Below are 24,263 nucleotides of genomic sequence, written 5' to 3' on the forward strand. Positions count from 1 at the left end.
TTTATCAGTCTATAACATTACGTATTTGCGTCATATGTTGACCTCTTGCCGTATAGTTTAGACCAGTAATTTGTACACCTTTGTTATCACCAATATGAATCATTTTTTGATTCCCCATATAAATTGCAACGTGCCCTGGATTTTCATAGAAGATAAGATCTCCTGGTTGTGCATGATTAATGTCAGGTACTTGTTTACCTTGCCCAACTTGAGCACCTGTCCAATCTCCAAGTTGGACACCTATACTTGTTCTAAAGACATACTGCGTAAATCCTGAGCAATCTGACGTACCGCCTGGTGGATTACGGTCTCCTAATACATATCTGACCTTTCCTTGCCCTAGCCATTTTTTCGCTTCTTCCAATACCTTTTGTCGTTTAGCATTTGTCATGGTAGGAGAACCACCAGATGATAACCCTGGATCATCATTTTTCTTAAAGAACTTCATTGGATCCGTCGGTTGATCATTTATACGAATTTGGAAATCTAAATGGACAGCGTATCCAAGCATATTCAGAACGCCGCCAACATAGTTAGAACCACCCATTTCTCCGATAATTTGTCCTTTTGTTACCATAGTTCCTGGTGTAACTGAAATCTTACTCAAGTGTAAATAACGAGATACAATGCCATTTCCATGGTCAATATAGACACCTAGACCACCGTAGTTTACATATCCTGTTTGAGCTGTAACTACTCCTGCTTCCATCGACCATACAGGGTCCCCTGGTTTTCCAGCGGTCATAGCTCCAATATCTACAGCATTATGTTGCTTTCCATTACGAACTGCATCAAATGTATCTGTAATACGACCTGATTTCGTTGGCCATTTCCAACCTTTATCAGAAATCCATTCTCCATCACCAGCTGCCACACAACCCAAGTCTTTGTAATATTTCAAAACTTTGGAAACATATGTAAAATCCCCATAACACGCTCCGACTTTGGTTCGAAAGTTATTTGGATCAGAACAGCCAGCTCGATTTTCCCCAGCATGCTCCCTAGAAAACGCAATAGCTGTTTCTTCTGAATATCCACCTCTTGCTAATGCATAACTAATGAATCCAGGACCGTAATTATAACTCTGTAAGGCAAGTGCTATATCTCCATTTGCCTTTCCTAGCACATCTTTAAATTCTTGTACGCCTGCTTCAATAGAAATATTTGGATCTTTAATACACCCTATACGAGCACTTCCTCTTAGACCTACACAATATGAACTTAAGTTTCCATGACTCCCTTCTGCTGCTTGCATTGGGTCATTTCCCTCTCCTTGTGATTCCTGCATCATTTGAGCAGCCAAAATACCAACATATTCAGCAACACCATGTTTTTCTGCCATTTCTTTAATTTTAGGAAGATATCCTGTAACTTTTGCATTAAGGTTAACAGGCTCCCCGCCAGGACTCACATTACCTACACACATACCACCAACAAAATTACTAGAAGGGGCCAGATGTCCATACGTTGCCTCTAACAACCCAGCTTCTAATATCTCACGAGCACGCTCTTTTTGACTCTTACTAAACTTTACGAGTTCCATCGCTTTCTCTAGCCCATGAGAAGATGTTGTCACTTTTTTACTTCCACTCGCATTAATCTCATCTATTTTTTTCTTAAAATCTGTATCTCCTAATATCTTTTTTACATCTGGTCCGGAGTAACTTTCAGATTTGGTTTTTTGCATCTCCTTTTTCTTTTTTTCACAAGGACCATTCGGTCCTGCCTCGCATACCTCTTTTTCCGTATATTCTTCATATTGGATATCCAAGAAATATGATATAGCATCATGCGGATCTTTACCAGTCAAATCATTATCATATCGCGCCATATCAAAAGCGACAACCTCTTTCCAATCCACATTCAGAGCCATTGAGACTTCCATATATTTTTTAACTTGTTCCTCTGTTTTCGTATCATCATCGGTAAAAGGTACCAAAGAGACTAAGATTACACATACAGCAATAATGACCCCCATTACCAAAGCGGCAGGTACTCCAACCGCTGCTATAACAGCACCCACAATTTTTAGTATACCTGCTTTTAGCATTTTGGCAGCAGCTTTCGCTGCCGCCTTTCCTGCTTTCCCTGCTAATTTCGCTATCTTCCCGCGCGCTTGCATCCCTTTTTTCTTAATATAGTGGGAAGCTACATCTTTTAAAGGATTACTTTTTTTCTGTTCATTTGGATCATTAGGATTTTGACTCATAGACTTATCACACCATATTTTCCATTTTGAGAATTTCTTCCTCTTCGCTGTGCTAAGCGAGGGTTTGGCGCAAATGGAATCAGATTTTGCGGGTCATGTTCTGATAAATTCAGATGCGTCTCTGTACGAACAACTTCGTCCTGTGTGTGTGTGACTAAAATTTCTTCTCGTGGCTTAATACTACTGTCTTTCACTTCACAAGCTCTTTCAATCCTTTGGTTTGCTTGTAAACGCGTATCTCCTTTTCCGAATGGCGAAATACGCGTCACTGTACCATCTGTTGTTGTCGCAACCATGTAACTACGATCTCTTTCTACCACCATTTGTACATTCTTATAGCCACCTTGGTCTAAATCAGACATATAGAAGTGACCATTGTCTACCTTGTGATTTACCGTAAGTGGTGGTTCATTAAATACCGGTTTCTGTTGTAACGGTCTTTGATTTTGATTTCCTACTAATTGATTTGGATTTACATTGATCGAGCGATTAATATTGATTTTGCCACCACTTGAATCTTGTATATAGGCTGGAGAAGCTTTCGTACCATTACGATACTGCGTTAATTGTCCGTCTGAAATATTTAAATCCTGATATACCACTTGTCCAGAACGAATACTACTATCTCCACTACCATAACGAGATACAACCTGCGTCATACCACTAGCGTCTTTTGCTTCAATCCACGATTTATTATTTGTCATCACAAGACGTACTGCACCTTTTACAACCGATTGCGCGCCTGTATGATCTGTTGTTGTCGGTACCATCTGTTGAATTTCCTGAATCTCTTTTGCTTCTTTACGAACTGCACTGTTATACGGATTATGTTTACTTACCATACGTGCAGTTGCTTGATAAGCACCCGCACCACCAATAACGCCTGCGGCGTAACTCAGTCCTTTTGTTACATTATAGTGACGCTCTGCCGCATTCCCTCCTAATGAAGTATTGACAGCCGCAGTGGTCCCACTTATCACTCTTTGTACTGCATTCCCTCTGGATTGTTGAACAGCACTCGCGGCACTAAAGTATGCATTTGATACCGTATCAATGCGATCCGCAAGCATAAGGTGTTTCGCACCTTCCATTACACTCATGCCAAGTTTTGTACTTTGCTGTGTCATACGTCCCACTGCAGAAGTTGGGATAGACATTTTACCCGCACTTTGTGCAATATTCGCTACACTTGTTGATGCATCGGCATAAGAGCGTTCAATTTCCGCAACGGAAAGATCTCCTGCACGTGCGATACTCGCTTGCGTTTGTGTCGCTGCGTATACAGCTTTATTAATTGCGCCACCTGTCGCAACGCCATGTGAACGGACACCTTGAATCGCACTAGTAATTCCAGAACCTACTTGTTGACTCACCGTTCCAAGACTTGCATGGCTTTGTAAACTTTTCGTTAATTGCGAAGCAAAGGCATCTTTATTAATATACGATTGATTATGTAGACTCTTCCCACTCGTATCTTTTTCCTGTACGGGCATCGCTCCCGCTTGTACTGCCGCTTGTTGTGCAACTGCTTTAAATTCATTTCCTTTTTCATTCAGGTGCGACTGCCAAGCTTGCTCTTTTTGTGGTTGAGACATAGTTGGAGACAAGTTTTTCATAAAGCTTGCCTGTTGCTCTGCTGCATAGCCCTGTTTAAAGGATTCTGTAGAGGCTTGTACTAGGTTCCCAACATTACTTACTTGTTTTGCTTGCTGGCTTCCAGTTCCACTTGTCAAACCGTGTGTTTTCACACCATTGACTGCCTTCTGAATGCCTGCCGCACTGGATATCCCCATTGCATTTAAGTCAGGATTTTTTTGTAACTGTTGTGATAAATGAGAAGCGAAAGCTTCTTTATTCGCATAGTTTGTACCATCTTTTTGTTGCACAATCCCTGCTTGTTCTGCCGCTTGTTGTGCATAATTTTTAAATCCTTGTACTTTTTGATCTAAATGTTTATTCCATGCTGCTTCTTTTTCTTGTTGCGACATATCTGCAGGGAATTGTTTCATGAATCCAGCCTTATGGTCTGCACTATAAGCTTTCTTAAATGCAGCGGTAGAAGCACCGACAAGAGCACCGACTTGCCCCATATTTTGATGGCCACTTTCTAACGTTTCTCCTTTTACTCCCTCAACTGCTTTTCCGACTTTTCCTAACGCAAGTTGAGAAGCAAACGCATCTTTATTGACATAGGACTTATCAAACAGGTTATTTCCTTGCTTATCCTTCGCATCAACTGGCATGGCTCCCGCTTTTGTCGCTGCCTGTTCTGCGTGGTTTCTAAATCCTTGTACTTTTGCGTTTAGATGGTCATTCCATTGTTTCTCTTTCTCTTCCGCTGACATATTTTTTGGTAATTGACTCATAAACGTATCTTTATGGTCTCCCTCATATCCCTTTTGGAATGCATTCGTTGCAGCGTTAACTAAATCTCTAGCATTTCCATATGGTGTAGCAGTTTTCTTCATATTTTGTAAATCTTGTTTCCGCTGATTTGTGAAACGAGACATTTGATCACTATTTGTTTTCGCTACTTTTTTAGCAATCTCTGCATCGGAAGCATTAGGGAATGCTTGTTTTAAGCGGCTTGCCACCGCAGAATCAGGATTATCCGCTTTCCAATTTTCAAAATCTTTTGTAGCTAAATCCTGTGCGATATCTTCATCGGTTAGTTCCGGATACGATTCACCATTTAGATTTGAATACGTGTCCGCACCCTTCTTTATACTCGAACCAATATGTTTTCCTAAGGCTACAGCTCCTTCACCCACTGCAGCAACATTCCTACCAGCCGCTGCTCCAGGAGCAGCACCTAATGCATTTCCAACCTGCGATCCTGCTATCATCGCTCCCGGTCCAAGACCTGCACCTGCTGCCATACCTGCAAGTCCTGTCGTTACTTTACCAAGTGAGCTTCCAACTTGACCTGCCTTTAACATACGAGCTGCACGAGATGTTGTACCAACATCTGTCCCTAAATTCGCTCCTAATGTATCTTTTGGGTTATCTGCATCTTCTTTTGTCTTTTCTTTATCCCCTTTATCATCAGGTTTTGCTTTTGAATTACGATAATCATCACGAACACCTTTAACTAAACCAGCCACACTTGCTAAAGCACCCATCCCCATCATCGTACCCGCTCTATGAATACCACCTGATGCATTGGTGCTAAGGCCGATAAAGCTTTTCACAATCTCACCAACTGGAATAAACATGGCAAGCAATACTAATTTTATAATAGGATTTTTTGCATCCCCAATAAGTGTAATGACTAACCATAAGGTAATTGCGTGAATCGCTTGGATTAATACTGCCCCCATAAACTCACGAATCCAATATAATGTCTGTTGTTTCTTTTGTGGGAACAACCACATTCCTACCATTACAGGGCCTAGTAACATTAATACGTACAGTGTCACCGCACGCATTAAATAATAAAAGTTTGCCCATATCATTAATCCAGCTTCAATGAATAGTCCGAATATGATAAACATATAATCGTTTTCATGACCTTTCATTGAGAGCTCTGTAATTGTCTTATAGTCAGACAGCCCCGACTTTAACAAAGGTATTTGTTGATCCGGGTTGAAATTCCCGTTATTTACTCCATTTATCGCCTCTTTAAATTCCAATGTAATCCAATTGTTTAGATTAAATACAAAATTATAAAAGAAATCCAAATGCCAGAGACAAATCGAGATAATCATTAAGTCTTTTGCATATTCAATTAATGCCGTCCGATTATTTGGATTTATAGCCGTTGCTGAATATTTTGCTGCTGTAACAACTACACTGACGAGGACACAAAAAGCAACAAATTTAAACATGACAGGCATACCGGTATCTAATACATTCGTTACCGCATTCTTTGAATATAAAAAATCTAGATTAGCATTATCTCCACCAAAGACTAGAACTGGAATAGTATCCATAAATCCATAAATAGGCGCTAGGAGAGTCTTTACCATATGGATAATAAGGCCACCGACCCAATCTATTATTTTCTCAAGCATATTTTCACCTTCCTTTTCAAAGGTACGCTATTACCCTGCGTACCCTTGTACTTTCTTCATGTTATTTAAAAGCTCTTGTAGTACCGCTTCATTCGATTCAATGAACATCATTTCTTTATCTGATGGATCTGTTTGAATCCAAACTGAGCTATCCCCTACACGGAAGATTCCTTCTCCTTTTCCTGGGTTGTTTAGGATAATATCTAACTCCCCAGCAGTTAAATTAAAGTTCTCTTGGATTTTTTTCTTATCAATCTTATTTTGCTCTAAGAAGAAATAAGAGAAGGTAGATTGCAAGATACCACGTGCTTTTACATTTTCTAAAATACGAACAAAGTCCTGACTGGCCCAACACATACCTGCATTTCTTTTACGTGAACGACGTGCTACTTTTTCTAAGAAGTTAACCGTTTGTTCATAATCAATAAACTGCCACATCTCATCCACATACAGTACTTTTCGTTTAATAGCGTGCTCTGGACTCTTAATCCAATGCTCCCAAATATAGTTCAGGATAACGTGGAAGGCGATTGGTTTTAAGAATCCCTCTTCTAAATGACTAATATTAAAGTTAACAACACGTGATTCATTTAACTGTGTTTCTACACCACGTCCAAAATGACTTTGTCCATCAAATAATGGCTTGGAACCATCACGTAAAAACGGACGAATCGCGGCAATTAACTCTTCTGCTTTCACATCGTCTCCATGACGTTCTACTATGACATCATAGATTTCTTTTAACTCTGGCTCTGGCTTTCTCACTTGAGACTGAATTAATTGTCCATCCACCTTTTTCACTTCATCTGTATATAAAGAGGATGGATGTGAGGTAATACCATGTTTATCAAACACTTCACGAATCGCGTCTTCTAGCATCGTACGCTGGAATACATTTAATCCTGGTTGATCAAAGTCTTGCCCACGAATAATAATGTCAAAGAATCCTAGTATTTCATTGATTTTCTCTAAAATCGGCACAAACCTTACATACTTCACGCCATCACGCTCTACGAGTTCCTTCTTATCGTATTGTTCAAGTGCTTCTAGCTCTTCATCTTTATCCGTAATCTGCAGCTCCGTTACAGCAATTGCACAAGGGTTGATAATGATATTGCTTTCAGGTGAAATGTTTAAATTAATACCACCTAAACGTTTTGTAATTTTTACGAATTCACCTTCTGGATCGATAATCATTGCATGCGTATCTGCAAGTGACGTTTCACGAGCTAGCTTCATTTTTAAAAGTAAACTTTTCCCGGAACCTGAAATCCCTGTTACACCAATGTTGTAGTTTGGGGGACGATAATCTGCATTCCCGAATGAATTTAAAAATTCTACCTGTCCAGTAATCTTGTTCTTTCCTATCGGTATCCCACCATTAAACCTTCCGGAACCTGACACAAAAGGTGCAAATGTACATAACGCACGTCTATCGATATTTCGATAGGTATCTTGCAAAGTATTCGGTGCCCCTAGCGGCATAACAGCTTTCAACCCACTCTTCACACGATTCCAAGTACTCGCTATCTTAAAGTGAGATGCTTGCATTTCATCTTCAATATACTCACATAAGACGTCCAATTCTTTCTTTGATTCGGCATACGCTACACCCATTGTACTTACCATATAGGAGTCGTTTTCATTGAACTGGATTTCATCCATTAAATTGTTTGTATCTTGAATTTTTGCATCTAAGTCTTTTTCTTGGTCAATGTTGCCTCGTGTACGCTGGAAGGAAAGATTCGAACGTAGCATCGTAAGCTGCATATCTAATGAGCGCATTGCTTTTGCTTTTGGTTCTTTATGAATATCAATCATGACATCTACTTCCCCAGATGAAGTTAGCATATTTAGCCAATTCGTTTGCATCATACGTGGATACCCATCACGTGGAATATAAAACGGACGGAAGAACGTATTACTTCCTAAAGATTGTTTAATGACTCCATAATCTTCTGCGTCAATTTTCATTCCTTCTGGAGCGATGACATCAAATACGGTTGTTTGATTATCTAATTGGGTCGGTAGTTCTTCCTCTTCCTCCTCTAGTTCTAACTCATCCTTTACTTCTGCTTCTATTTTTTTCTTTTTTCCGAATAACTTCATGTTTACGCCACCCCGTTGTTTGATTTTTCTGCCTTTTCTTCCGCTAGCACTTTCTTTAGTAACTCTAGTTTTCTTTCATTCGTTTCACCAGTTGAATATAGAGAGAAATTCTCATTTTCAATTAAGTCCTGGAAACGCGCTTTTACAGCTTTACGACGGTTAAACGCTACGTATAAGAGTTCTATTAATTTATCTTTCGTTAACATTTCTACATTAATTTTTGCTTTCGATAATAGATTTCTAGAAGCATTATAGCGACGATATAATTCGTTAAATGCCTTATCTACAATCTTTTCCTCTAACTCGTCCTCTGTATCGGCAGTAATCGTACTAATATCCACCTTGTATGGATAAATTAAATATCGTTTTTGTTCATATCGAGGTTGCGAACGTTGCCAGTATTCTAAGTTATCGATAACTTCTTGCCCATATAGTACTGTCTCTGGTGTAAGGTCCTTCGCACCTTTCATCGTTTCTGTCATTTTTCGTACAGGATCTGTTAAATCTACAAACTTACTTTGAATATATACTTTTGTATTGAACTCTAATGTGGTTAACCATGATTCAATTTTGATATCAATGGCTTCTTGTTCCATATTGGAAAGTAAGTAATAATTAACTGGATGCGCTTCCGCAATCAAGACAAATGTGTCATCATGATAACGAATCATATGATTATCAATTTCCTTAATGTCTTCTACAAAAGCACTAAAGAAATCAACATTATCCTCATCAACTTCTGATTCAGCAGACATATTCTTTTTATTTTTCTTTCCACTTTTTTCAGCAGTGTGTTTCTCTACTCTGCCTTGATTTTTCCCCTTTTTCTTAGACCCAAACAGCGGTTTTCCATTCATTTTCCGATAAAAGAAAAATCCTACAATGGCTATCGCCGCAAAATATATCATTTCCAACATCTATAAATTCTCCTTTATCCATGTAGTTGGCTCGTACCCTTTTCTCCACTTCCCTTTTTCGGAACGGCTACGCATTTTGATAAGTAAAAATCTATCTAGGTACATGTGTTGTTTTTCTTTATAAATAAAAGCAAACGCTATTACACCTACTACCGTTGGTAGTGCTAAAATTAAGCAAATAAAAAACGCTACTACCGCATCAAAGGGTGCAAATAGCCGCCATAAAAATGGTACATATAAATAAAGAGCTGCCCCGCCACCTAATAGATAAATCAATTGGCGTTTACTTAATACACCTAACAGCGTTTTTTGTTCCGAAGTCATGTCAACAGGAACAGTTACTTTTCTCATATTGTTTCCTCCCTTATATAAGAGAAGCTCTCCCCAAATGGAGGAGAGCTTGTACGAACTCTTATGTTAGATTGTTGTAACCCATGAAGCGATGTCGTACGCTTTGATCATGACAAAGCCTCCAATTGCTGCGCAAGCTAAACCAATCATAGCTTGTGTACGGTTTTCAGGGTTCTTCCCTTGCGCACCTGAGAGTTTGATACTTGCGAATACAACACAAGCAACTACCCAAATACCTCCAAAACCAATTAATGTTTTTACAAGGGTATTCATGCTATCTTGGACAGTTGCAGCATTCGAACCACTAGTGTTCTTACCAAGCCCTCCCGTAAAACTATCTTTTGCCAGTAAGAAATCTCCTACTGATGTTGTCATAAGTTTTGCAGACAACCAATTCAACATAATTCCTGCACCTCCGGGTGATTTTGCTCGCAAAACGCAAAAAGACCCCAATATACGCACACGTCCCCTAAGGACATGGCGCATATTGAGGTCTTCTCTTATATGCGAACTGATTCATTTTTTATTTTATTGTAAAATCTTATTACGTTTATATTATAGCAATACGATTTTAAAAATACAACCCCTTATTTACACCTTTATTTCTTTTTTTCCTCTTTGTTTGGATCATACCATTTGAATTTGAAAAATATCACTGTCCTTCAGACCTAAAACATTCATTTCTTCTTTCAATGATCGCCATGGTTCTATTTTTATCGATTTTGTACTTTTGTCTCTAAGCGTATACACATGCACATAATAGGCTTCTTTTTTCTTTTGCATAATACAAATCACCCTCCCCTACATTCTTTATATTTTTTAATAACAGAATAAATAAGTATGTAAAAATTACACACTTCATATAGCTTTCCCTCTTGTCACTTTCATTAAATCAAAAAAACAGGTAATCGTCTGTAATCAAAATTACCTGTTTTATATCGTTTATATCTACTCTTTATTTTTTAAAATTTCATTAACCTCTTCCACACTTAATTCAGTGGCTTCCGCTATCTTCTCTATAGGTACACCTACTTTAATTAAATTGTGAATCATCTCTATCTTAGTTGCTATTCTAGCTTCTTTTGCTGCTTCTTTTGCTGCTTCTTTTGCTGCTTTTTCCGCGGCCTTTTCTTCTGCCGTCTCTATTTCTGATATTCTATCTTTGATTGCCTTCTCTCTCGCTTCATATAAGCGTAAAAAGTCCTTATCGCTACTTAAACGCTCCCAATCCTCTATTGCCTTTTTCAAAACTGGATCTTTTTCCATCGCGATTCCCTCCAGGATTGTAGTTAATTTCTCATCTTCATATGCAGGAAATAATAATAGCCAGCGTGCTAATATATCCTCCCATGGATCCATTCGATCTTCTTGCCATTCTCGAATTACTTTTGGAATCTCAAGAAAGTGCAATTGCATATTCTCTGAAATTATGTGCTCCGATTTTTTGTTCATGACTACACCGACATTATGAAAGTCTTCTTCTTCTGGAAACAGAATGAAATCCACTATATTAATGCATATAGTTGGTCTTAATTCTGTATACTTCATCCCCTGAGTCATTTGGGAATAATACATGCCAGCCCAGTAGAACAAAGATCGCTCAATCATGTCTTTTTTGTCGCGAATCTGTATCTCTATATTTAATTTTATACCATTATTCAGAGTAGCTCGCAAATCTAAAATAGACAATTTATCATCCTTTTGTTCCCTTGGAAGATGCGGATCATCTAAATGCAAAGAAATGATTTCCTCATCTAAAGAGGATTGTAATACCGCATTAAGAAAACCAATGAGTATCTCCTCGTTTCCTTCTACTCCAAACAAGCGCTTGAAAGCAAAATCAACTCGTAAATTTACTAGATTTTTTTTCATAGATGTATTCATATTCTCTTCTACCTCTCTTTTAGTGAATTTAAATCCTCTGTAGTAATTGGATATAAGAAAAAGATAGAATTACAAACTCTATCTTTTTAAACCTATCTATTTATTAAAATATCAACTTACTTTATGACTTTCACAATCTCTGAAATACAGGTTTAAATCCCGCTTGCATTGTATCATCCAGCCCCTTACCTTGCGTTGGGTTCCATGCAGCTATGATTACGTTATAGCCCACTCGCTTTAACTCTGTCGCAAAGTCTATAAGAGCTTTCCTTACTTTTTGATTCTCTACTAAATCCGCATCAAACGCCAAATAGACTTTTTCTACACCCATATCCTTTAATACAGGCATAGCAATACGCCAAGCATTTACACCTGGAATCGCAAGAACCGTTGTTCCTATTTCAGAAATCTCCTCTTGATTAAATCGCTCTGGAAGCAAATCAGCAATTAAATCCGCTTTCATGGGGCCTTCTGTGATCATTACTGATTTCGTTTGATGAAGTGTACCAGAATTCCAATGTTTCAAATGAGAACTCGGTACTGCTACATGTACAGGAAGTGGATTTTCACTACCGCCTGCCCCAGTCCCTTGATTTTTGTTTGCTGATGAGATCCACAGATATTTTTGTCCTTTATGAATCTTTACAACAATTTGTCCCTCTTGAAATGGAATTTCTACCTTTTTGCTCACTTCTAGTTGTCCTTCAAAGATACAATCACCATTTTTAGTTATCTTTACAACATTAGGTTGTTCGATTAATTCCGCTTGAACCCCAGTGGGTGCCGATTTCACATGAACGGAGTTTTTCACTTCATCCACACGAACCTGCCATCCAACAATTTGATTGTATTGATTTCGAAAAGGAATCAATATACCAGGAGATCCTGACATCAAACGAAGAGAAAGTTGGCCTTTCTTCATCTCATAAAATCCCGGAACGCCCTGCCAGCAATCTTTATTTCCAATCTGTTTAAATAGCTGCTCCCAAACAGTCGTATACGTATTATCCTCTTCTAATACAATTTGTTGTTTTAAGAAGGAACGATATTGACGTACTTGTATTTGTTCTTCAGTCATTTTTCTATCTCGTAATAAATGTGCATGATGATGCTCCTGTAATGGTATGAAATCCATTAACTTCCGATTAAAAACATCTAATTCTTCATTGCTTTTCTTATCATGAATCTGAACTTCATCCACCTCAGGCAATTGATACTTATCTTTTCCATTTATGTAGTGAATGTAGCTTGGATTGCCCGTGTTTTTTCCATAAATCCATTTACTTTCTACACGCGTACACGCTACTTTCTCTTGCGAAACATGCAGCATGCAATTACCTGTATCATGACAAATCGGACACGTAACACGGTAAAATTCCCACCAGCTACCTCTTGGATAAGCACTCGTTAAACGAAATTGACCTTTTTGAATGTTATAATTCATTATTCCCCACTCCTTGTATACTGTTTATTATATATGGAACAGATACTTCCATTAAACTTTTTATACTTCTATTTAGATATTCTTTTTGTTCATCAATAAAATAAAAAGACAGAAATTCATAGTCATTTTTCACTACGGATTTCTGTCATTCCCTCTGTCTGTAGACTTCCATATAATTATGTAAATCACTCATTATGATACACTCACACCCGTTAAAGAGAATAGATCTTCTTTTGACGGATTAAGTGCCTGTAACCAGCTATCTACATTTAGAAAGTTTACTTTTTTTAATTGCTCGCCTTTCTCCGCACGCTTAGCTACCTCTAAAGCTCCATGGTGATGTACAATCATTGTAAGATCATTTTTCTTGAAAATACAATCTACATCAGTAGAGTTTATATGATGACTACGTAAAATTGGCTTCCATTTCTTTAGGGAATACCCTTCTATTTCTAGGAAACCACGGATTGCAGTAAAGCGATAACTTGTCCCTCTAAAGCATCGCTCCAATAAAAAAAGGAAATCTCGTATACATCCATTGAAATAGACATGATACAAATAGATTTCCCCTGCTTGTTTGGCTGCTCGCTGTGACAAGTTTGATGGTTTAATGGAAAACTGATAACAATCTCGTTCCCAAAATGCTCCTTCCTTTGTAACCCTCATTCGTAATGCACGCAAATTTGGCATAAAATCATCTGGATGTGCAGAACAAAATATAGATACTTCATAACTCATTTTCATTTGAATTTCCCCCTGGTTATATATTTATTATTTTTCTACTTCACAACAATTAATTACACTTGGAATAGATAACTCAAAAATATGAAGAAAAAGTAATACTCGATAAAGCCACGGTAAATGTTTTTCTCCATAATACATGTAAAGTTCTTTCGTTTCCCTTCTATAAGCAAATTGAACACCTAAGTGTGTAGGAAGTTTTGATAAGTCCTCCATTTCAATGTTTTGAATGATCTCAATAACGGTATGGGTGGACTCCTTTAATAATTTCTTCAATGATTCAAGAGAAATATTAAATAATCTACTACACTCCTTAGTACGCTCTTTGTTATATTTAATAATTCTGGCCAATTCTTCTACAGTCGGATCAAATAAAGGATTTGTAACCTCTACATACTCAGACATTACTGTTTCTAATGTACAATCCATTTTATTAATAATATAAAAGCCCCATTCCTTAAACGCATCTTCTAACGTACATGGATAGCCATACACCTCTAAACAGTAATTCCTTTCAAATGGAAAATAACAATCTTCTTTACAATCATGGTTTAAAATTGGTAAAAAAATCGTATTGTAATACTCATCAGAGTTGATGTGTAAGGCTGTCATTTTATCTGCAATATAATCTTCTGTATCATAGCTAATGCTAGAATCACGCTTTCGAATTGGTTGAGTAACTTCATTCCTCTGAAAGATTTTTATTATCTCGTCTAATGATAGTAATGGTTTATCTAGTGTAATTGCATGTTCGTATTTCATTATAATGATCCCCTCCCAAAGCAAAAAAACACAAATCTTGTGTTTTTCTCACAGTGTTTTTTATTTGTATACCTAAATCTAAATACCTTTTTACAAGTGATTCCTAACTTGAAGACAACACAAAAAGGCCCCTTCAAGTCGATTAATAATGTGCATAGCAAAATAAGCTATATATACACTAATCGGCTCAAAGAAGCCCTTTCACAATTGAAACAAGACGCAACTTGCTTCTACAACTCAACCACAACACAATAAGGTGTGGGAATAAACGGAATCAATTAAACAATAAATATACATTTATATTAATCAATTTCCATCAAAATTTCAATAATGTTATGTTACTAAACTAGAATATACTTATTTATTTTTTCAGAAAATAATGTATAATAAAATTGTCCTACATGAGATATTGAGTCATATCTCATCGTCATTTTAAAAGGATCTCCATTTTTATATGGAGATCCTTTTTAACGAAATGAAACTACTAATTTAACATAATAGAAAATGAACTTAATCTCCCTCTATTAATATCCTCCCACCTTAATTAATAACATAGTCATAAACATACTAAAAAAGAAACTTTTTAAATACTTATTTTCATCGTTTGCTACAAAAAGAGCTAAACAGCAGAATAAAGCCCATCCTAAACAAAATAGCATTCCTAAAATTATTGGTAAATTTGTCAATCAAATCTCCTCCTTCAAATATTGTAGAAATTACCCATACAATATACACATCTTCCTAAAAAAACTTTAATAGGTAAATAAAAAAAGACAGAAGTTTTTTATTCTGCCTTTTTATTACCTTAAAGTAACCCATTCATAACTTGCCCACTCTTTTGGTTTTTTATCATACTTGATACGACCAGTCGTACAGAATGAAGCAATCATCCATTGTATAAGATTCATCTTGGCATATGGATCAATACAATCCTCTATTTTTTTTAACTGATAGCCTGTGCTATTTTTCTGCCAAATTGTGTATAAACGAAAATGAGTTGTCGTAACAAGTCTAGCTTTTGTTGTAACTTGCCATTTTGCAATTTTTGTTAAATCTTCTTTTACTTTTCTTTCATACTCTTGTTTTACTACCTTATAACTCTTCTCCTTATTAATTAGCCCATTTGAAAATTCAAAAGGCATTTGATGCACCTCATAGACTGTTCCTTCTTCATCTCCCAAAATATTTGACTCTACTAGAAATATATTTTTTAGTTTTAACTGTTCCGTTAATTCTTTTCCGTTCCGATAAAATGGCTTTTTTATCTTCTGCAGCAGAACAACCTGTACAATTAATCCGATAAGTATAGGATATGCTAATACAAACACCATATTAATAAACAGATTTAGAATAAGAACTCCTATAAGCGCAAAAATTGTAAAGTAAATATATGTTTCTCTTTGATGAATGATTCTACTATTCAAGCTAATATACCTCCGTTTTGATAAATAGTGAAAGCAATATACACAATTGCTCCTAATAAAATAGAACAAGCCCCTGGGAAGCTCTGTATCAGCTGTATTTCTTTCTTTGGTAGTTTTGCCCCAAATATAGACGCAGCATGCTCCAATTGGTCTTTAATCGCTCCTACAAACCCTAAAATTTTGATTAATCGATACACACTAGCAACCCAAAAGAATAGTAAATGGAACGCTGTTAGTGTAATTGCGGTAAGGATAGCTGTTTCTTCTACTACATTACTAATATATAAAGCTACAACAATAAGCATTTTTGTATCACCGGGTGAAGAAAATTTAAATGTCTCTAACAACAAACCACATGCTAAGGCCATGGCTATTACAATCACAATCTCTTTCCCTGTTCTTATTCCAGCAAAATACGTGATTCCTATACCTACAATTAAGAATAGCAAATGCCATATATTTTTCGTTTTTCTATATTTCAAATCAGTAAATACATTCAGGATCATATATCCTAGTAGTATTCCTATTACATATACACTCATAATTTTTTCTCCTTATTTTTTCCTGTTGTAATGAATTATTACGGTCCACTCACTAGAGACCAAGTAACCGTAGAAGTATAAGTAGCTTGCCGATTCTTCCCTACATAAGTTGTCCCTGGATCTAACTGCAGTTGCAATCCATTTTGACCAAAATCGAGTTGATATTCTCCAATTGCTACATCTTTTGAAGCTCGGATAATAGTGTGTGCTGCCCCATTATCAATAGGTGTATTTGGAATCTGTACAATAGGTTTCCCTGTCTCTGGGCCCTTTACTTTTGTTACACTCACTTGGTTTTTTAAGGATAGAGAACCCTTTGGCAATTGTTTTGCTATATTTGTATCTGTAAATGGTGAAATAGTCACATTCAATCTCCAGCCATCCGTTTGATTTCGACTATCATGTATCATGAGTTTCCCTAATGTGCCAAATGAATTTTGTTTTTCTCCATTCAATTGAATCGGGCTGAACTTCACACTTTTGGGTACAGTGAGCATGTCTACCTGTCCTTTTTGTGTGGTAGAAATATGCTTTGTCGTACTTTTATTCCCTGCTTTATCTACCGTTCGGATATGTACATATTGTGGTTTCACATAATCAGTCGGAAACTGAATGCTAGTCTGATTTGTAAACTGAACACCGCTTACTTTATCAAGTGATGTTTCGGATTTATCATTCACTACATATTCATATCCCTTTACGCCACTTGTTACAGTTGCAGGAACTTCCTTAGAAAAATCCGAAACGCCATTCCTGCCAACTCCACGAATTTTATAATGATAGGTACTCCCTTCATCTTTAGCAGGGGCAAACATTACTTTAGTTTCTTTCAGTTCTCTATTTTCAACTTGGAAGCTTTCAGGTGTTGTTGGCACTGCCTGATCTTTTGCTTCTTTATCTACATAGTCAGAGAGCCTGCCCTTATATATTTGCTGATTCCCTCTGTATACTTCCGCTTCCGATGCATATCCCACTTTTAACTCATCCACATAGGTAATTCCTTCTGAATACGCAAGCATATAAAAAGTTACGCCTCGTTGCTCGGTAATATAAAACGGATTATTTGCAACTTGAGTATTCATACTAAACGTAGACCATCCATTTATATCTTTATTAGAATCATTCTTTGTGACCGTACGATTATTTGGTAATTGGATAGGTGCTGCCCATTTTCTTGTTTTTAGGCGATCACCTTGTTTCATAGGAGTCACAATAGGACTATTTAATATTATCTTTCCCTTTCCAGAACCATCCTGATCCGGTATTACCTTTTCAATCATTGGGGAATCTTGATACACATCTTTGTTTATATCCGAAGTTATATGTCTTCTATCCCTTGGTATGTTGGTACCGGGTTCCCTCTCTGGAAACAAGGAGATATTACTAATTTCTAATTCTTTTGAACCGCCTGGAACATCCTTTAAAACAGTAGCGTTATAATAATCAAATTCTCTCCCTGTTTCCCAGCTTCCATCACCATAGAAACTAATTCTCCCTAATCCTTGTGACTTCGCTTTAAATGTTGCTGAAATATAAGCATTATTAGGTACATTTAATCGCTTAAAAACAGCAATGGAACTCTCTCTTACTGTATAAGGATATAAAACCCGATTCCCTCCTGATTTTGTATCAAATACTTTGTATCCGCTAGAATCTGTACCATTTGGATAAAAGACTTCAGATTGTAAACTTTGATTCCCGTTTCCGTAAAACTCTCCCCAACCACTCATTAAATTAACATCTTTTGGATTATTAAAATCAATTTTCCATAAGACGTCCTGCTCTAAGATATCAATCGCCCATTCTAGCTTCACTTCATTTTCTTTTCCATTCGCAGTGAGTGTTGGAATACCATTTTGCTGTTTTCCTATTTGATCAGCTAATACAGAGTTATCTTTTGATTCAATAATTAAGCACGATACACCTAAAAGTATGATTGAAGTAAGAACCTTCCCCCATTTCACTGTTTCCTCCCCCATTCCATTTTTATGCTATCTAAGCTGCCTTATTTTGCTCCTTCTGACTTGCATGTTTTTTTCTCCACCATACAAATACAAACATTGAAATAATTAATATAAAAACAACAGCGGCTATTATATATATTTGATTAGAATATCCAGGCAACACTTTTATTGCACCTGTTTGTTCCGCATACTCTGTCACATTAGAAGCAGTTATGCGTATCTGTTCTGTAAATGTTTTTGGTATACCATTCTCTTTTATAGTGACTTTCAGTGTATACTCTCCATCTTTGTATTCTTTCGCTTTCCATGGAATCGCTAAACCTACCTTGGATTTTGGCGCTACATTGAATGCTGGAATATTACCATGAAATAGAACGTTATCCTGGGATAAAACTTCATAGTAAACTGCTACATCCCTTACAATATTTGCATTTGTATTTTGAATAAGTGCATGGACTTGTGGCTGTGTTGGATAAGATTCAACAGCTGTGCCATTTAGTTTAAGAGGCGTTCTGTTGATTGAATTTTCAGTCTCTTCGTTATTCAATTGTATTGCTACCGCATATTCAATGCGATTATGTACAGAGAAGCTCAATCCGTCTTTTTCAAGATTCTGCGCTTTTGTATCGTGCGCTAACTCAAATAATAATCCGCCCAAAAATATTCCATTTTGATTTGGTGTCGTTAAATGTACCTCTATCGTTTTCGTTTGATTCTCCTCTAAGGTAACAGCTTCAGGAGCTTGTACATACTGATCCATATAAAAATCTGTATCTATTAATAAACTTTGTGAGACTTCACGAGTTGGTACATACATAATACCACCGTTTGTAGAGGTGAGAGCATTGGCAACTTTTACATTGACTTTGATTGGAGTATTAGCTTTATTGTGCACATCCATTTTTACTGTTTGATTCTGTTTCTTTTTCACCTGTAAATTAAAATAATTTTTTATATCACCTAGTTGATTATCCGGGACATGAATGCTTACATCAAATGGTAAACTTTCTTGTTTTTCTTCTGCATAAACTACTTTAAAAGGTTTTAAGCTTATACTTAAAATGAATATAATCACAACCAAAATACTAATTAAAATTTTATATACATAGCTTTTCATTCTGCCCCTGCCCCTTCTTTCTATGTACAGAAGAGAATCATACATACGTGATTCCCTTCTATATAATAAGTTTCTTTTAAGGTCCTGTTACAATGGAATACGTAAGTTTCGACTCATACGACGTAGCACCAGCCTTATTCTCGACATACGTACTATGCGGATTTAACGTTAAAGCTAGAGACTTATCATTGAAACTAACATTATATTTCCCCATACCCTCATCTTTTTTGGCACTTAAAATCGTAACTTGATTATCTGTATCAATTATAAAGTTAGTCGTTTTAAACTCCGGATTTGGTGAACTTGTCCCTCCTACTTTTGTAATAGTAGCACCACCACTATTCAAAACTAAGGAACCCTTTGGAAGTGTCCGATTTGACTTTGTATCTCCACTTACTTTAAATTGATCTGCTTTTACATTGATTCTCCAGCCATTCCCTGAACCAGTTGCATCTGTCACTGTTAGCACACCAGGATTTGCATTCGTAACTTGTGTCTCTCCACTTAGTTTAACGGCATTAAAGTTACTAATTGGTGTAACGGCAATATTATGTTCGCCACCTGTTATACTTTGATTTAGTTTTGTCTCAGCTGTTGTTGCTGCACTTGCAGGTGTACTCATTAGTGACATGCCGAGGGCTAATGTTGCTAATGCGGGAATCATCACTTTACTAAATCTCATCATAGTACCTCCTTATGTTTTAAAAGAAGGGAGCTATATAAAACACGCCCCCTCTTATTTTCAATCAAAATTTATTTTTTGTTCCAAGAATCTACATCCGCATTACTTGATGCTTTTGTGAATCGAGCTAGAATTGTATCATATCCACCTTGGATTGCTTTCCATACAAATGGCCCAATTACTAGCACAATAATTACCGCTAAAGCGATTAACATTCCGTTTTCTGATGACAACTGTGAATCCTCATTTTTTAACCAATTCTTCATTTTTGCTAACATTTTATTTTATCTCCTTTATATATCAATTTTAAGAATCTACTAAAATTAGAACTTATCTATTTAAACCTTAAATTACTTATTCCAAGAATTCACGTCTGCATTGCTTGATGCTTTTGTGAATCTTGCCAGGATCGTATCATAACCACCTTGGATTGCTTTCCATACAAACGGGCCAATGACTAATACGATAATGACCGCCAAGGCAATTAACATACCGTTTTCTGATGATAGTTGTGAATCCTCATTTTTTAACCAATTTTTCATTTTTGCTAACATGATTGAATCTCCCTTATCCATTTATTTGAGCTATACGTAATAAACATCATTATTTTAAAACTTCTATTATTTGTTCCAAGTATTCACATCTGCATTGCTTGATGCTTTTGTAAATCGAGCTAGAATTGTGTCATACCCGCCTTGAATTGCTTTCCATACAAACGGGCCAATCACTAATACAATAATTACTGCCAAGGCAATTAACATACCGTTTTCTGATGATAATTGTGAGTCTTCATTTTTTAACCAATTCTTCATTTTTGTTAACATGTGTATTGCTCCTCTTCTTATTCAATTTGGGATACTAGCTTCTTATATACTTGCAAATCCTTGCATTAAGGATTGAATAACAATAACCATTGGATAAATCACAATACATCCAATAACAGCTACGTTAAATTTATTCATTTCCATTGGCTTATTTTGAATGAGACGGTTATAGTTCTCATGTTTTAACTCACGCATCATTTTAATCTGTGCATCCATAATACGAAGACTCTGTACCTTGTCCGTTTTTTGTGCTTGTTGCAATGCAATCGTAAAGGTATTGACTTCTGGACTATTTAAAGCTGCTGCAAAGTTTCGAAACGGTTGATCCGAACCCGCATACATTTCTAATTCCGCTGTAAGTGTAGATACATACGGTCGAAGATGTCTCCCCGCATATATCTGCGCCTTTTTTACTGCTTCTAATGTTGTATGTGTTTTTAACAACTGCAGCATCGGAATTAGATACTCTGGTAATTCGAACTTCCTTGCTTCTATCGCCTGCTTGATTCTTTTCTTTAATAGATAATCAGGATAGAAATAAAGCAGTGGTGAAATCAAAACGCCTACTTTAAATAAGTAGTAATCATGAAACACCGTACATATCAAGAAAACGGACGTGAAAATGACGGGATACGCAACTTTCATTTTCAAATATTCTTCTGGTTTCGTATCCAAACCAGCTTCTTCTAATTTTTTCTGAATCTGCTCTTTCTTTTCTTCTGTCAGGTACTTATGTGATAACGACTGGAAGGGCGCGAGCATCATTTGATTTAAATTCTTTTTTTCAATTCGCTTTGCATTTTCTACATAGTTTGTAAGTAGGCTACCACTATCTTTTTTACTTTGTAGAAAGGTAGAGAATACCCAATACATGACAACGAATACCACTACAGCTAAAATCGCAGCCACTTTATTCCCCTCTTTCTGTTGGATTATAATTTGCAATCTTTTCTACACGGGTTGCTAAGAAAAAAACAATGAACATATTTACCGCTAATGCGATTTTCCCCATCATAGAACCTGCTAAAAATCCATATGCTTCTTTTGACATCAACATAATCACAATCGGCATAGCAATGACTATTAAGCAGTTCTGTACAAAGGCACGTTGTGCTTGCGATAAACTAGAACGTAATCTTGCAAGATATAGTTTTTGTTTTTCAAAATCTTCTGCAATATCTAGTAAGACTTGCACTGAATTTGCTCCGCCTTCTCGGCTACACACTTCCAACATTTCATGGAAAAATACCAATTCTCTAAAGTTAAAAGTTTCATTGAATCCTCTAAATGCACGGTGCATTGTGGTTCCACCTTCTAATAAGAGAGAAACTTTTTCTATTTCTTCTTGAATGCTTTCATGCATCATTGGTTTCACCTGAACTAACACCCGTTTTGCGTTATTACTAATTTGAAGTGCATTCGCTACAGCCTTCATATAGATAGAAAGACGATCAATGACAACCAAGTAGTAACGTTTTTTTCTTCGATAGAGAAGAAATCTCGGAACTAAAAATCCACATAAAACGGAAATCAGTGTAAAGGGATCTCTTCCAAAAGAAAAATAGAATACTGCTGCTATACTCATTCCGGAAAGAATGGTATATACCCAGTACATGCTTTTCGTCAATTTCCACTCGTACTTTTGGGCTTCTTGGATAACAGATTGTGGCAGATACATTCGTATGCCTTTAATATTTCTTAATTCCAAGCGCCTTTCTTCTTTCTCATTTTCTTGTACAAATTGCGAGAGAGCAGAACCTTTAGATTTCGCAAAAAGTAAAACAAGCAATACTATACTAATAAAGATTAATAATATACATCCATAAGCGAATAAACTATGCATACTGCACCTCCTGTTGTGAAAGGAATGGCGCATAAAGAGCTGGATTTACAGTAGAAGAACGGAATTTCTTCTCCATTTCGGCTGACATTTTCCCTGTAATAATGTGCTGTCCATGAATTTTCCCTATGCTTTGATTTATCTCATCCTGCTCCTCATATGTCGGGATAAACTGAGAAAGTTCATTAAACTGTATATCATCTCGATAATCTAATAATTCAATCATCTCTGTAATATAACGATTCCCATCATCTTTCTTTTCTAAAAAGACAATCACATCAAATGTCTGTGAAATTAATTCATATAAATACTGGGCATCAATATTCGCACCACTTTGCAGACACATGAGCATTAAGCGTCTAACTGCTTCTTTTGCACTTCTTGCATGGACAGAGGTAAAGCCAGGATGTCCTGTTTGGAAGAAGTTAATCATTTTTAATGCTTCTTTCCCCCTCGATTCCCCTACGATTAATCGTTTTGGTCCTTGACGTAGTGCATTTGTTAACAGCCTATCAAAATCGATTGCATTCTCTTCTACTTCCGATGCCCTACATTGCATCGGAACAAAATGATGTTCTGGAAAAATGCGATGCAAATATAATTCAGGGTTATCTTCTACTACCAGAGTACGTTCTTTTTTCTTTCCTTTCGGAATATGAGAGGCAAGATATTTCATAAACTCTGATTTCCCTGTACCCGTAGCTCCAGCAACTAGAATATTCATTTTAGATTTCACGGCTGCAGCCAAAAAGTCCAACATCACTTTTGACGCTTGATTAGTAGATAGCATACGCTCTTCAGAAGCACGGAGGTGATCCGCATTCTTACGAATCGTTATTGTTGTTCCGAGTCCCCCAAGTTCATCTAGCGCAATATTGATACGTATATACGGAAACACGCAGTCCACATATGGCTTTGCCGTATTTAATGACTCTGATGTACTGTTTACCATCTTATAGGCTAAAGCTTTCACTTCTTCTTCTGTCTCAAATCGGTAAGGGAAGGTACATTCTCCCTCTCCAATTTTTTCGTAAATAATTTCTTTTGTCCCATTGATATAAATATCGGTTACATCCTTATCTTCTTTTAAAGGTTCTATAATCCCAAATCCCACAATATCGTCACACACCATATTCAGTAACTGTTCAGAAGGTACATCTGAAATGACGACTTGATTGCTTAATAGAAAGCTTTTAATAATTTGTTCTACAGCTGCTCTCTTCTCTTTATTCATAAAGGATTCACTTAAAATATCACGATGGTCTTTTACTAAAAATGCACGAATTTCATCAGTTATATCTTTAATTTGTTGAGCTGTAGTTGTTCCTAACTTTCGAGCCGATTTGGAACGAATCATATAACCAAAGTGATATAAATCAACTCGATTTCGCTTCAAGGCGACTTGTTTTTCCTGTAAATAGCCCCACATACTACTTGCCT

At 36.6% G+C, this 24,263-nt stretch carries 22 protein-coding genes and 1 pseudogene; all 23 read right to left on the bottom strand.

Annotation, left to right across the window (positions count from 1 at the left end; all coding sequences use genetic code 11):
* Window positions 1-4: 4 nt before the first annotated feature.
* The 23 genes and pseudogenes from AC0L0O_RS21285 to AC0L0O_RS21395 all read right to left on the bottom strand — a co-directional run bounded on the left by AC0L0O_RS21285 (window position 5) and on the right by AC0L0O_RS21395 (window position 24,252).
* On the bottom strand, window positions 5-2,209 hold the full coding sequence (locus tag AC0L0O_RS21285; protein ID WP_473786083.1) for a lysozyme family protein: 2,205 nt from the start codon (window positions 2,207-2,209) through the stop codon (window positions 5-7).
* Window positions 2,206-6,222: a type IV secretion system protein gene (locus AC0L0O_RS21290; RefSeq protein ID WP_473786084.1), complete on the bottom strand. Its 4,017-nt coding sequence runs from the start codon at window positions 6,220-6,222 to the stop codon at window positions 2,206-2,208. The genes AC0L0O_RS21285 and AC0L0O_RS21290 overlap by 4 nt, the downstream gene beginning before the upstream one ends.
* A 30-nt stretch (window positions 6,223-6,252) precedes the next feature.
* Entirely contained in the window at window positions 6,253-8,331 is a 2,079-nt protein-coding gene (locus AC0L0O_RS21295; protein WP_473786085.1) for a VirB4 family type IV secretion system protein, read from the bottom strand.
* A 2-nt stretch (window positions 8,332-8,333) separates the two neighbouring features.
* Window positions 8,334-9,248, bottom strand: coding sequence for a hypothetical protein (locus tag AC0L0O_RS21300; protein WP_072181142.1), 915 nt, complete (start codon window positions 9,246-9,248; stop codon window positions 8,334-8,336).
* Window positions 9,249-9,599, bottom strand: a complete 351-nt coding sequence (locus tag AC0L0O_RS21305; RefSeq protein WP_001233518.1) for a PrgI family protein — start codon at window positions 9,597-9,599, stop codon at window positions 9,249-9,251.
* A 66-nt stretch (window positions 9,600-9,665) separates the two neighbouring features.
* The gene (locus tag AC0L0O_RS21310; RefSeq protein ID WP_473786086.1) at window positions 9,666-10,085 is read right to left on the bottom strand and encodes a hypothetical protein; all 420 of its coding nucleotides are present in this window, start codon (window positions 10,083-10,085) and stop codon (window positions 9,666-9,668) included.
* A gap of 113 nt (window positions 10,086-10,198) precedes the next feature.
* Window positions 10,199-10,382: pseudogene (locus AC0L0O_RS21315) on the bottom strand (hypothetical protein).
* Window positions 10,383-10,547: 165 nt separating this feature from the next.
* The gene (locus AC0L0O_RS21320) at window positions 10,548-11,483 is read right to left on the bottom strand and encodes an Rpn family recombination-promoting nuclease/putative transposase (RefSeq protein WP_473786087.1); all 936 of its coding nucleotides are present in this window, start codon (window positions 11,481-11,483) and stop codon (window positions 10,548-10,550) included.
* A gap of 130 nt (window positions 11,484-11,613) precedes the next feature.
* The gene (locus tag AC0L0O_RS21325) at window positions 11,614-12,927 is read right to left on the bottom strand and encodes a DUF3854 domain-containing protein (RefSeq protein ID WP_473786088.1); all 1,314 of its coding nucleotides are present in this window, start codon (window positions 12,925-12,927) and stop codon (window positions 11,614-11,616) included.
* Between the two features lie 192 nt (window positions 12,928-13,119).
* Window positions 13,120-13,671, bottom strand: coding sequence for a hypothetical protein (locus AC0L0O_RS21330; protein ID WP_000784220.1), 552 nt, complete (start codon window positions 13,669-13,671; stop codon window positions 13,120-13,122).
* Window positions 13,672-13,698: 27 nt separating this feature from the next.
* Window positions 13,699-14,430, bottom strand: a complete 732-nt coding sequence (locus AC0L0O_RS21335; protein WP_088120196.1) for a hypothetical protein — start codon at window positions 14,428-14,430, stop codon at window positions 13,699-13,701.
* A gap of 524 nt (window positions 14,431-14,954) precedes the next feature.
* Window positions 14,955-15,116 carry a hypothetical protein gene (locus AC0L0O_RS21340; protein ID WP_473786131.1) on the bottom strand — a complete coding sequence of 54 codons (162 nt, stop codon included), beginning with the start codon at window positions 15,114-15,116 and terminating at the stop codon, window positions 14,955-14,957.
* Between the two features lie 114 nt (window positions 15,117-15,230).
* Window positions 15,231-15,854: a hypothetical protein gene (locus AC0L0O_RS21345; protein ID WP_088120195.1), complete on the bottom strand. Its 624-nt coding sequence runs from the start codon at window positions 15,852-15,854 to the stop codon at window positions 15,231-15,233.
* Window positions 15,851-16,396, bottom strand: a complete 546-nt coding sequence (locus AC0L0O_RS21350; protein ID WP_088120194.1) for a hypothetical protein — start codon at window positions 16,394-16,396, stop codon at window positions 15,851-15,853. The genes AC0L0O_RS21345 and AC0L0O_RS21350 overlap by 4 nt, the downstream gene beginning before the upstream one ends.
* A 38-nt stretch (window positions 16,397-16,434) precedes the next feature.
* Entirely contained in the window at window positions 16,435-18,360 is a 1,926-nt protein-coding gene (locus AC0L0O_RS21355; RefSeq protein ID WP_176268563.1) for a WxL domain-containing protein, read from the bottom strand.
* 31 nt (window positions 18,361-18,391) lie between these two features.
* Complete coding sequence (locus AC0L0O_RS21360) at window positions 18,392-19,477, bottom strand: DUF916 domain-containing protein (protein ID WP_473786089.1); 1,086 nt, start codon at window positions 19,475-19,477, stop codon at window positions 18,392-18,394.
* Window positions 19,478-19,553: 76 nt separating this feature from the next.
* Window positions 19,554-20,159 (bottom strand): WxL domain-containing protein, encoded by a 606-nt coding sequence (locus AC0L0O_RS21365; RefSeq protein WP_473786090.1) that lies wholly within the window; start codon window positions 20,157-20,159, stop codon window positions 19,554-19,556.
* 71 nt (window positions 20,160-20,230) lie between these two features.
* Window positions 20,231-20,437: a hypothetical protein gene (locus AC0L0O_RS21370; protein WP_000879954.1), complete on the bottom strand. Its 207-nt coding sequence runs from the start codon at window positions 20,435-20,437 to the stop codon at window positions 20,231-20,233.
* A 72-nt stretch (window positions 20,438-20,509) separates the two neighbouring features.
* Window positions 20,510-20,713 carry a hypothetical protein gene (locus tag AC0L0O_RS21375; protein WP_000879955.1) on the bottom strand — a complete coding sequence of 68 codons (204 nt, stop codon included), beginning with the start codon at window positions 20,711-20,713 and terminating at the stop codon, window positions 20,510-20,512.
* Between the two features lie 66 nt (window positions 20,714-20,779).
* Entirely contained in the window at window positions 20,780-20,983 is a 204-nt protein-coding gene (locus AC0L0O_RS21380; protein ID WP_000956355.1) for a hypothetical protein, read from the bottom strand.
* Window positions 20,984-21,025: 42 nt separating this feature from the next.
* Entirely contained in the window at window positions 21,026-21,892 is an 867-nt protein-coding gene (locus tag AC0L0O_RS21385) for a hypothetical protein (RefSeq protein ID WP_016089795.1), read from the bottom strand.
* A gap of 1 nt (window position 21,893) precedes the next feature.
* Window positions 21,894-22,826, bottom strand: a complete 933-nt coding sequence (locus AC0L0O_RS21390; protein ID WP_086415214.1) for a type II secretion system F family protein — start codon at window positions 22,824-22,826, stop codon at window positions 21,894-21,896.
* Window positions 22,819-24,252 carry a CpaF family protein gene (locus tag AC0L0O_RS21395; RefSeq protein WP_473786091.1) on the bottom strand — a complete coding sequence of 478 codons (1,434 nt, stop codon included), beginning with the start codon at window positions 24,250-24,252 and terminating at the stop codon, window positions 22,819-22,821. Before AC0L0O_RS21395 ends, AC0L0O_RS21390 begins: the two co-directional genes overlap by 8 nt.
* Window positions 24,253-24,263 lie beyond the last annotated feature (11 nt).

It is taken from the genome of Bacillus sp. GS3m_15504, assembly GCF_055825275.1.

Bases quoted from the DNA above. Each gene is read 5' to 3' on its own strand.
- AC0L0O_RS21285 (WP_473786083.1), bottom strand. From the start codon at position 2,209: ATGAGTCAAAATCCTAATGATCCAAATGAACAGAAAAAAAGTAATCCT.
- AC0L0O_RS21290 (WP_473786084.1), bottom strand. From the start codon at position 6,222: ATGCTTGAGAAAATAATAGATTGGGTCGGTGGCCTTATTATCCATATG.
- AC0L0O_RS21295 (WP_473786085.1), bottom strand. From the start codon at position 8,331: ATGAAGTTATTCGGAAAAAAGAAAAAAATAGAAGCAGAAGTAAAGGAT.
- AC0L0O_RS21300 (WP_072181142.1), bottom strand. From the start codon at position 9,248: ATGTTGGAAATGATATATTTTGCGGCGATAGCCATTGTAGGATTTTTC.
- AC0L0O_RS21305 (WP_001233518.1), bottom strand. From the start codon at position 9,599: ATGAGAAAAGTAACTGTTCCTGTTGACATGACTTCGGAACAAAAAACG.
- AC0L0O_RS21310 (WP_473786086.1), bottom strand. From the start codon at position 10,085: ATGCGCCATGTCCTTAGGGGACGTGTGCGTATATTGGGGTCTTTTTGC.
- AC0L0O_RS21320 (WP_473786087.1), bottom strand. From the start codon at position 11,483: ATGAATACATCTATGAAAAAAAATCTAGTAAATTTACGAGTTGATTTT.
- AC0L0O_RS21325 (WP_473786088.1), bottom strand. From the start codon at position 12,927: ATGAATTATAACATTCAAAAAGGTCAATTTCGTTTAACGAGTGCTTAT.
- AC0L0O_RS21330 (WP_000784220.1), bottom strand. From the start codon at position 13,671: ATGAAAATGAGTTATGAAGTATCTATATTTTGTTCTGCACATCCAGAT.
- AC0L0O_RS21335 (WP_088120196.1), bottom strand. From the start codon at position 14,430: ATGAAATACGAACATGCAATTACACTAGATAAACCATTACTATCATTA.
- AC0L0O_RS21350 (WP_088120194.1), bottom strand. From the start codon at position 16,396: ATGAGTGTATATGTAATAGGAATACTACTAGGATATATGATCCTGAAT.
- AC0L0O_RS21360 (WP_473786089.1), bottom strand. From the start codon at position 19,477: ATGAAAAGCTATGTATATAAAATTTTAATTAGTATTTTGGTTGTGATT.
- AC0L0O_RS21365 (WP_473786090.1), bottom strand. From the start codon at position 20,159: ATGAGATTTAGTAAAGTGATGATTCCCGCATTAGCAACATTAGCCCTC.
- AC0L0O_RS21370 (WP_000879954.1), bottom strand. From the start codon at position 20,437: ATGTTAGCAAAAATGAAGAATTGGTTAAAAAATGAGGATTCACAGTTG.
- AC0L0O_RS21375 (WP_000879955.1), bottom strand. From the start codon at position 20,713: ATGTTAGCAAAAATGAAAAATTGGTTAAAAAATGAGGATTCACAACTA.
- AC0L0O_RS21380 (WP_000956355.1), bottom strand. From the start codon at position 20,983: ATGTTAACAAAAATGAAGAATTGGTTAAAAAATGAAGACTCACAATTA.
- AC0L0O_RS21390 (WP_086415214.1), bottom strand. From the start codon at position 22,826: ATGCATAGTTTATTCGCTTATGGATGTATATTATTAATCTTTATTAGT.
- AC0L0O_RS21395 (WP_473786091.1), bottom strand. From the start codon at position 24,252: ATGTGGGGCTATTTACAGGAAAAACAAGTCGCCTTGAAGCGAAATCGA.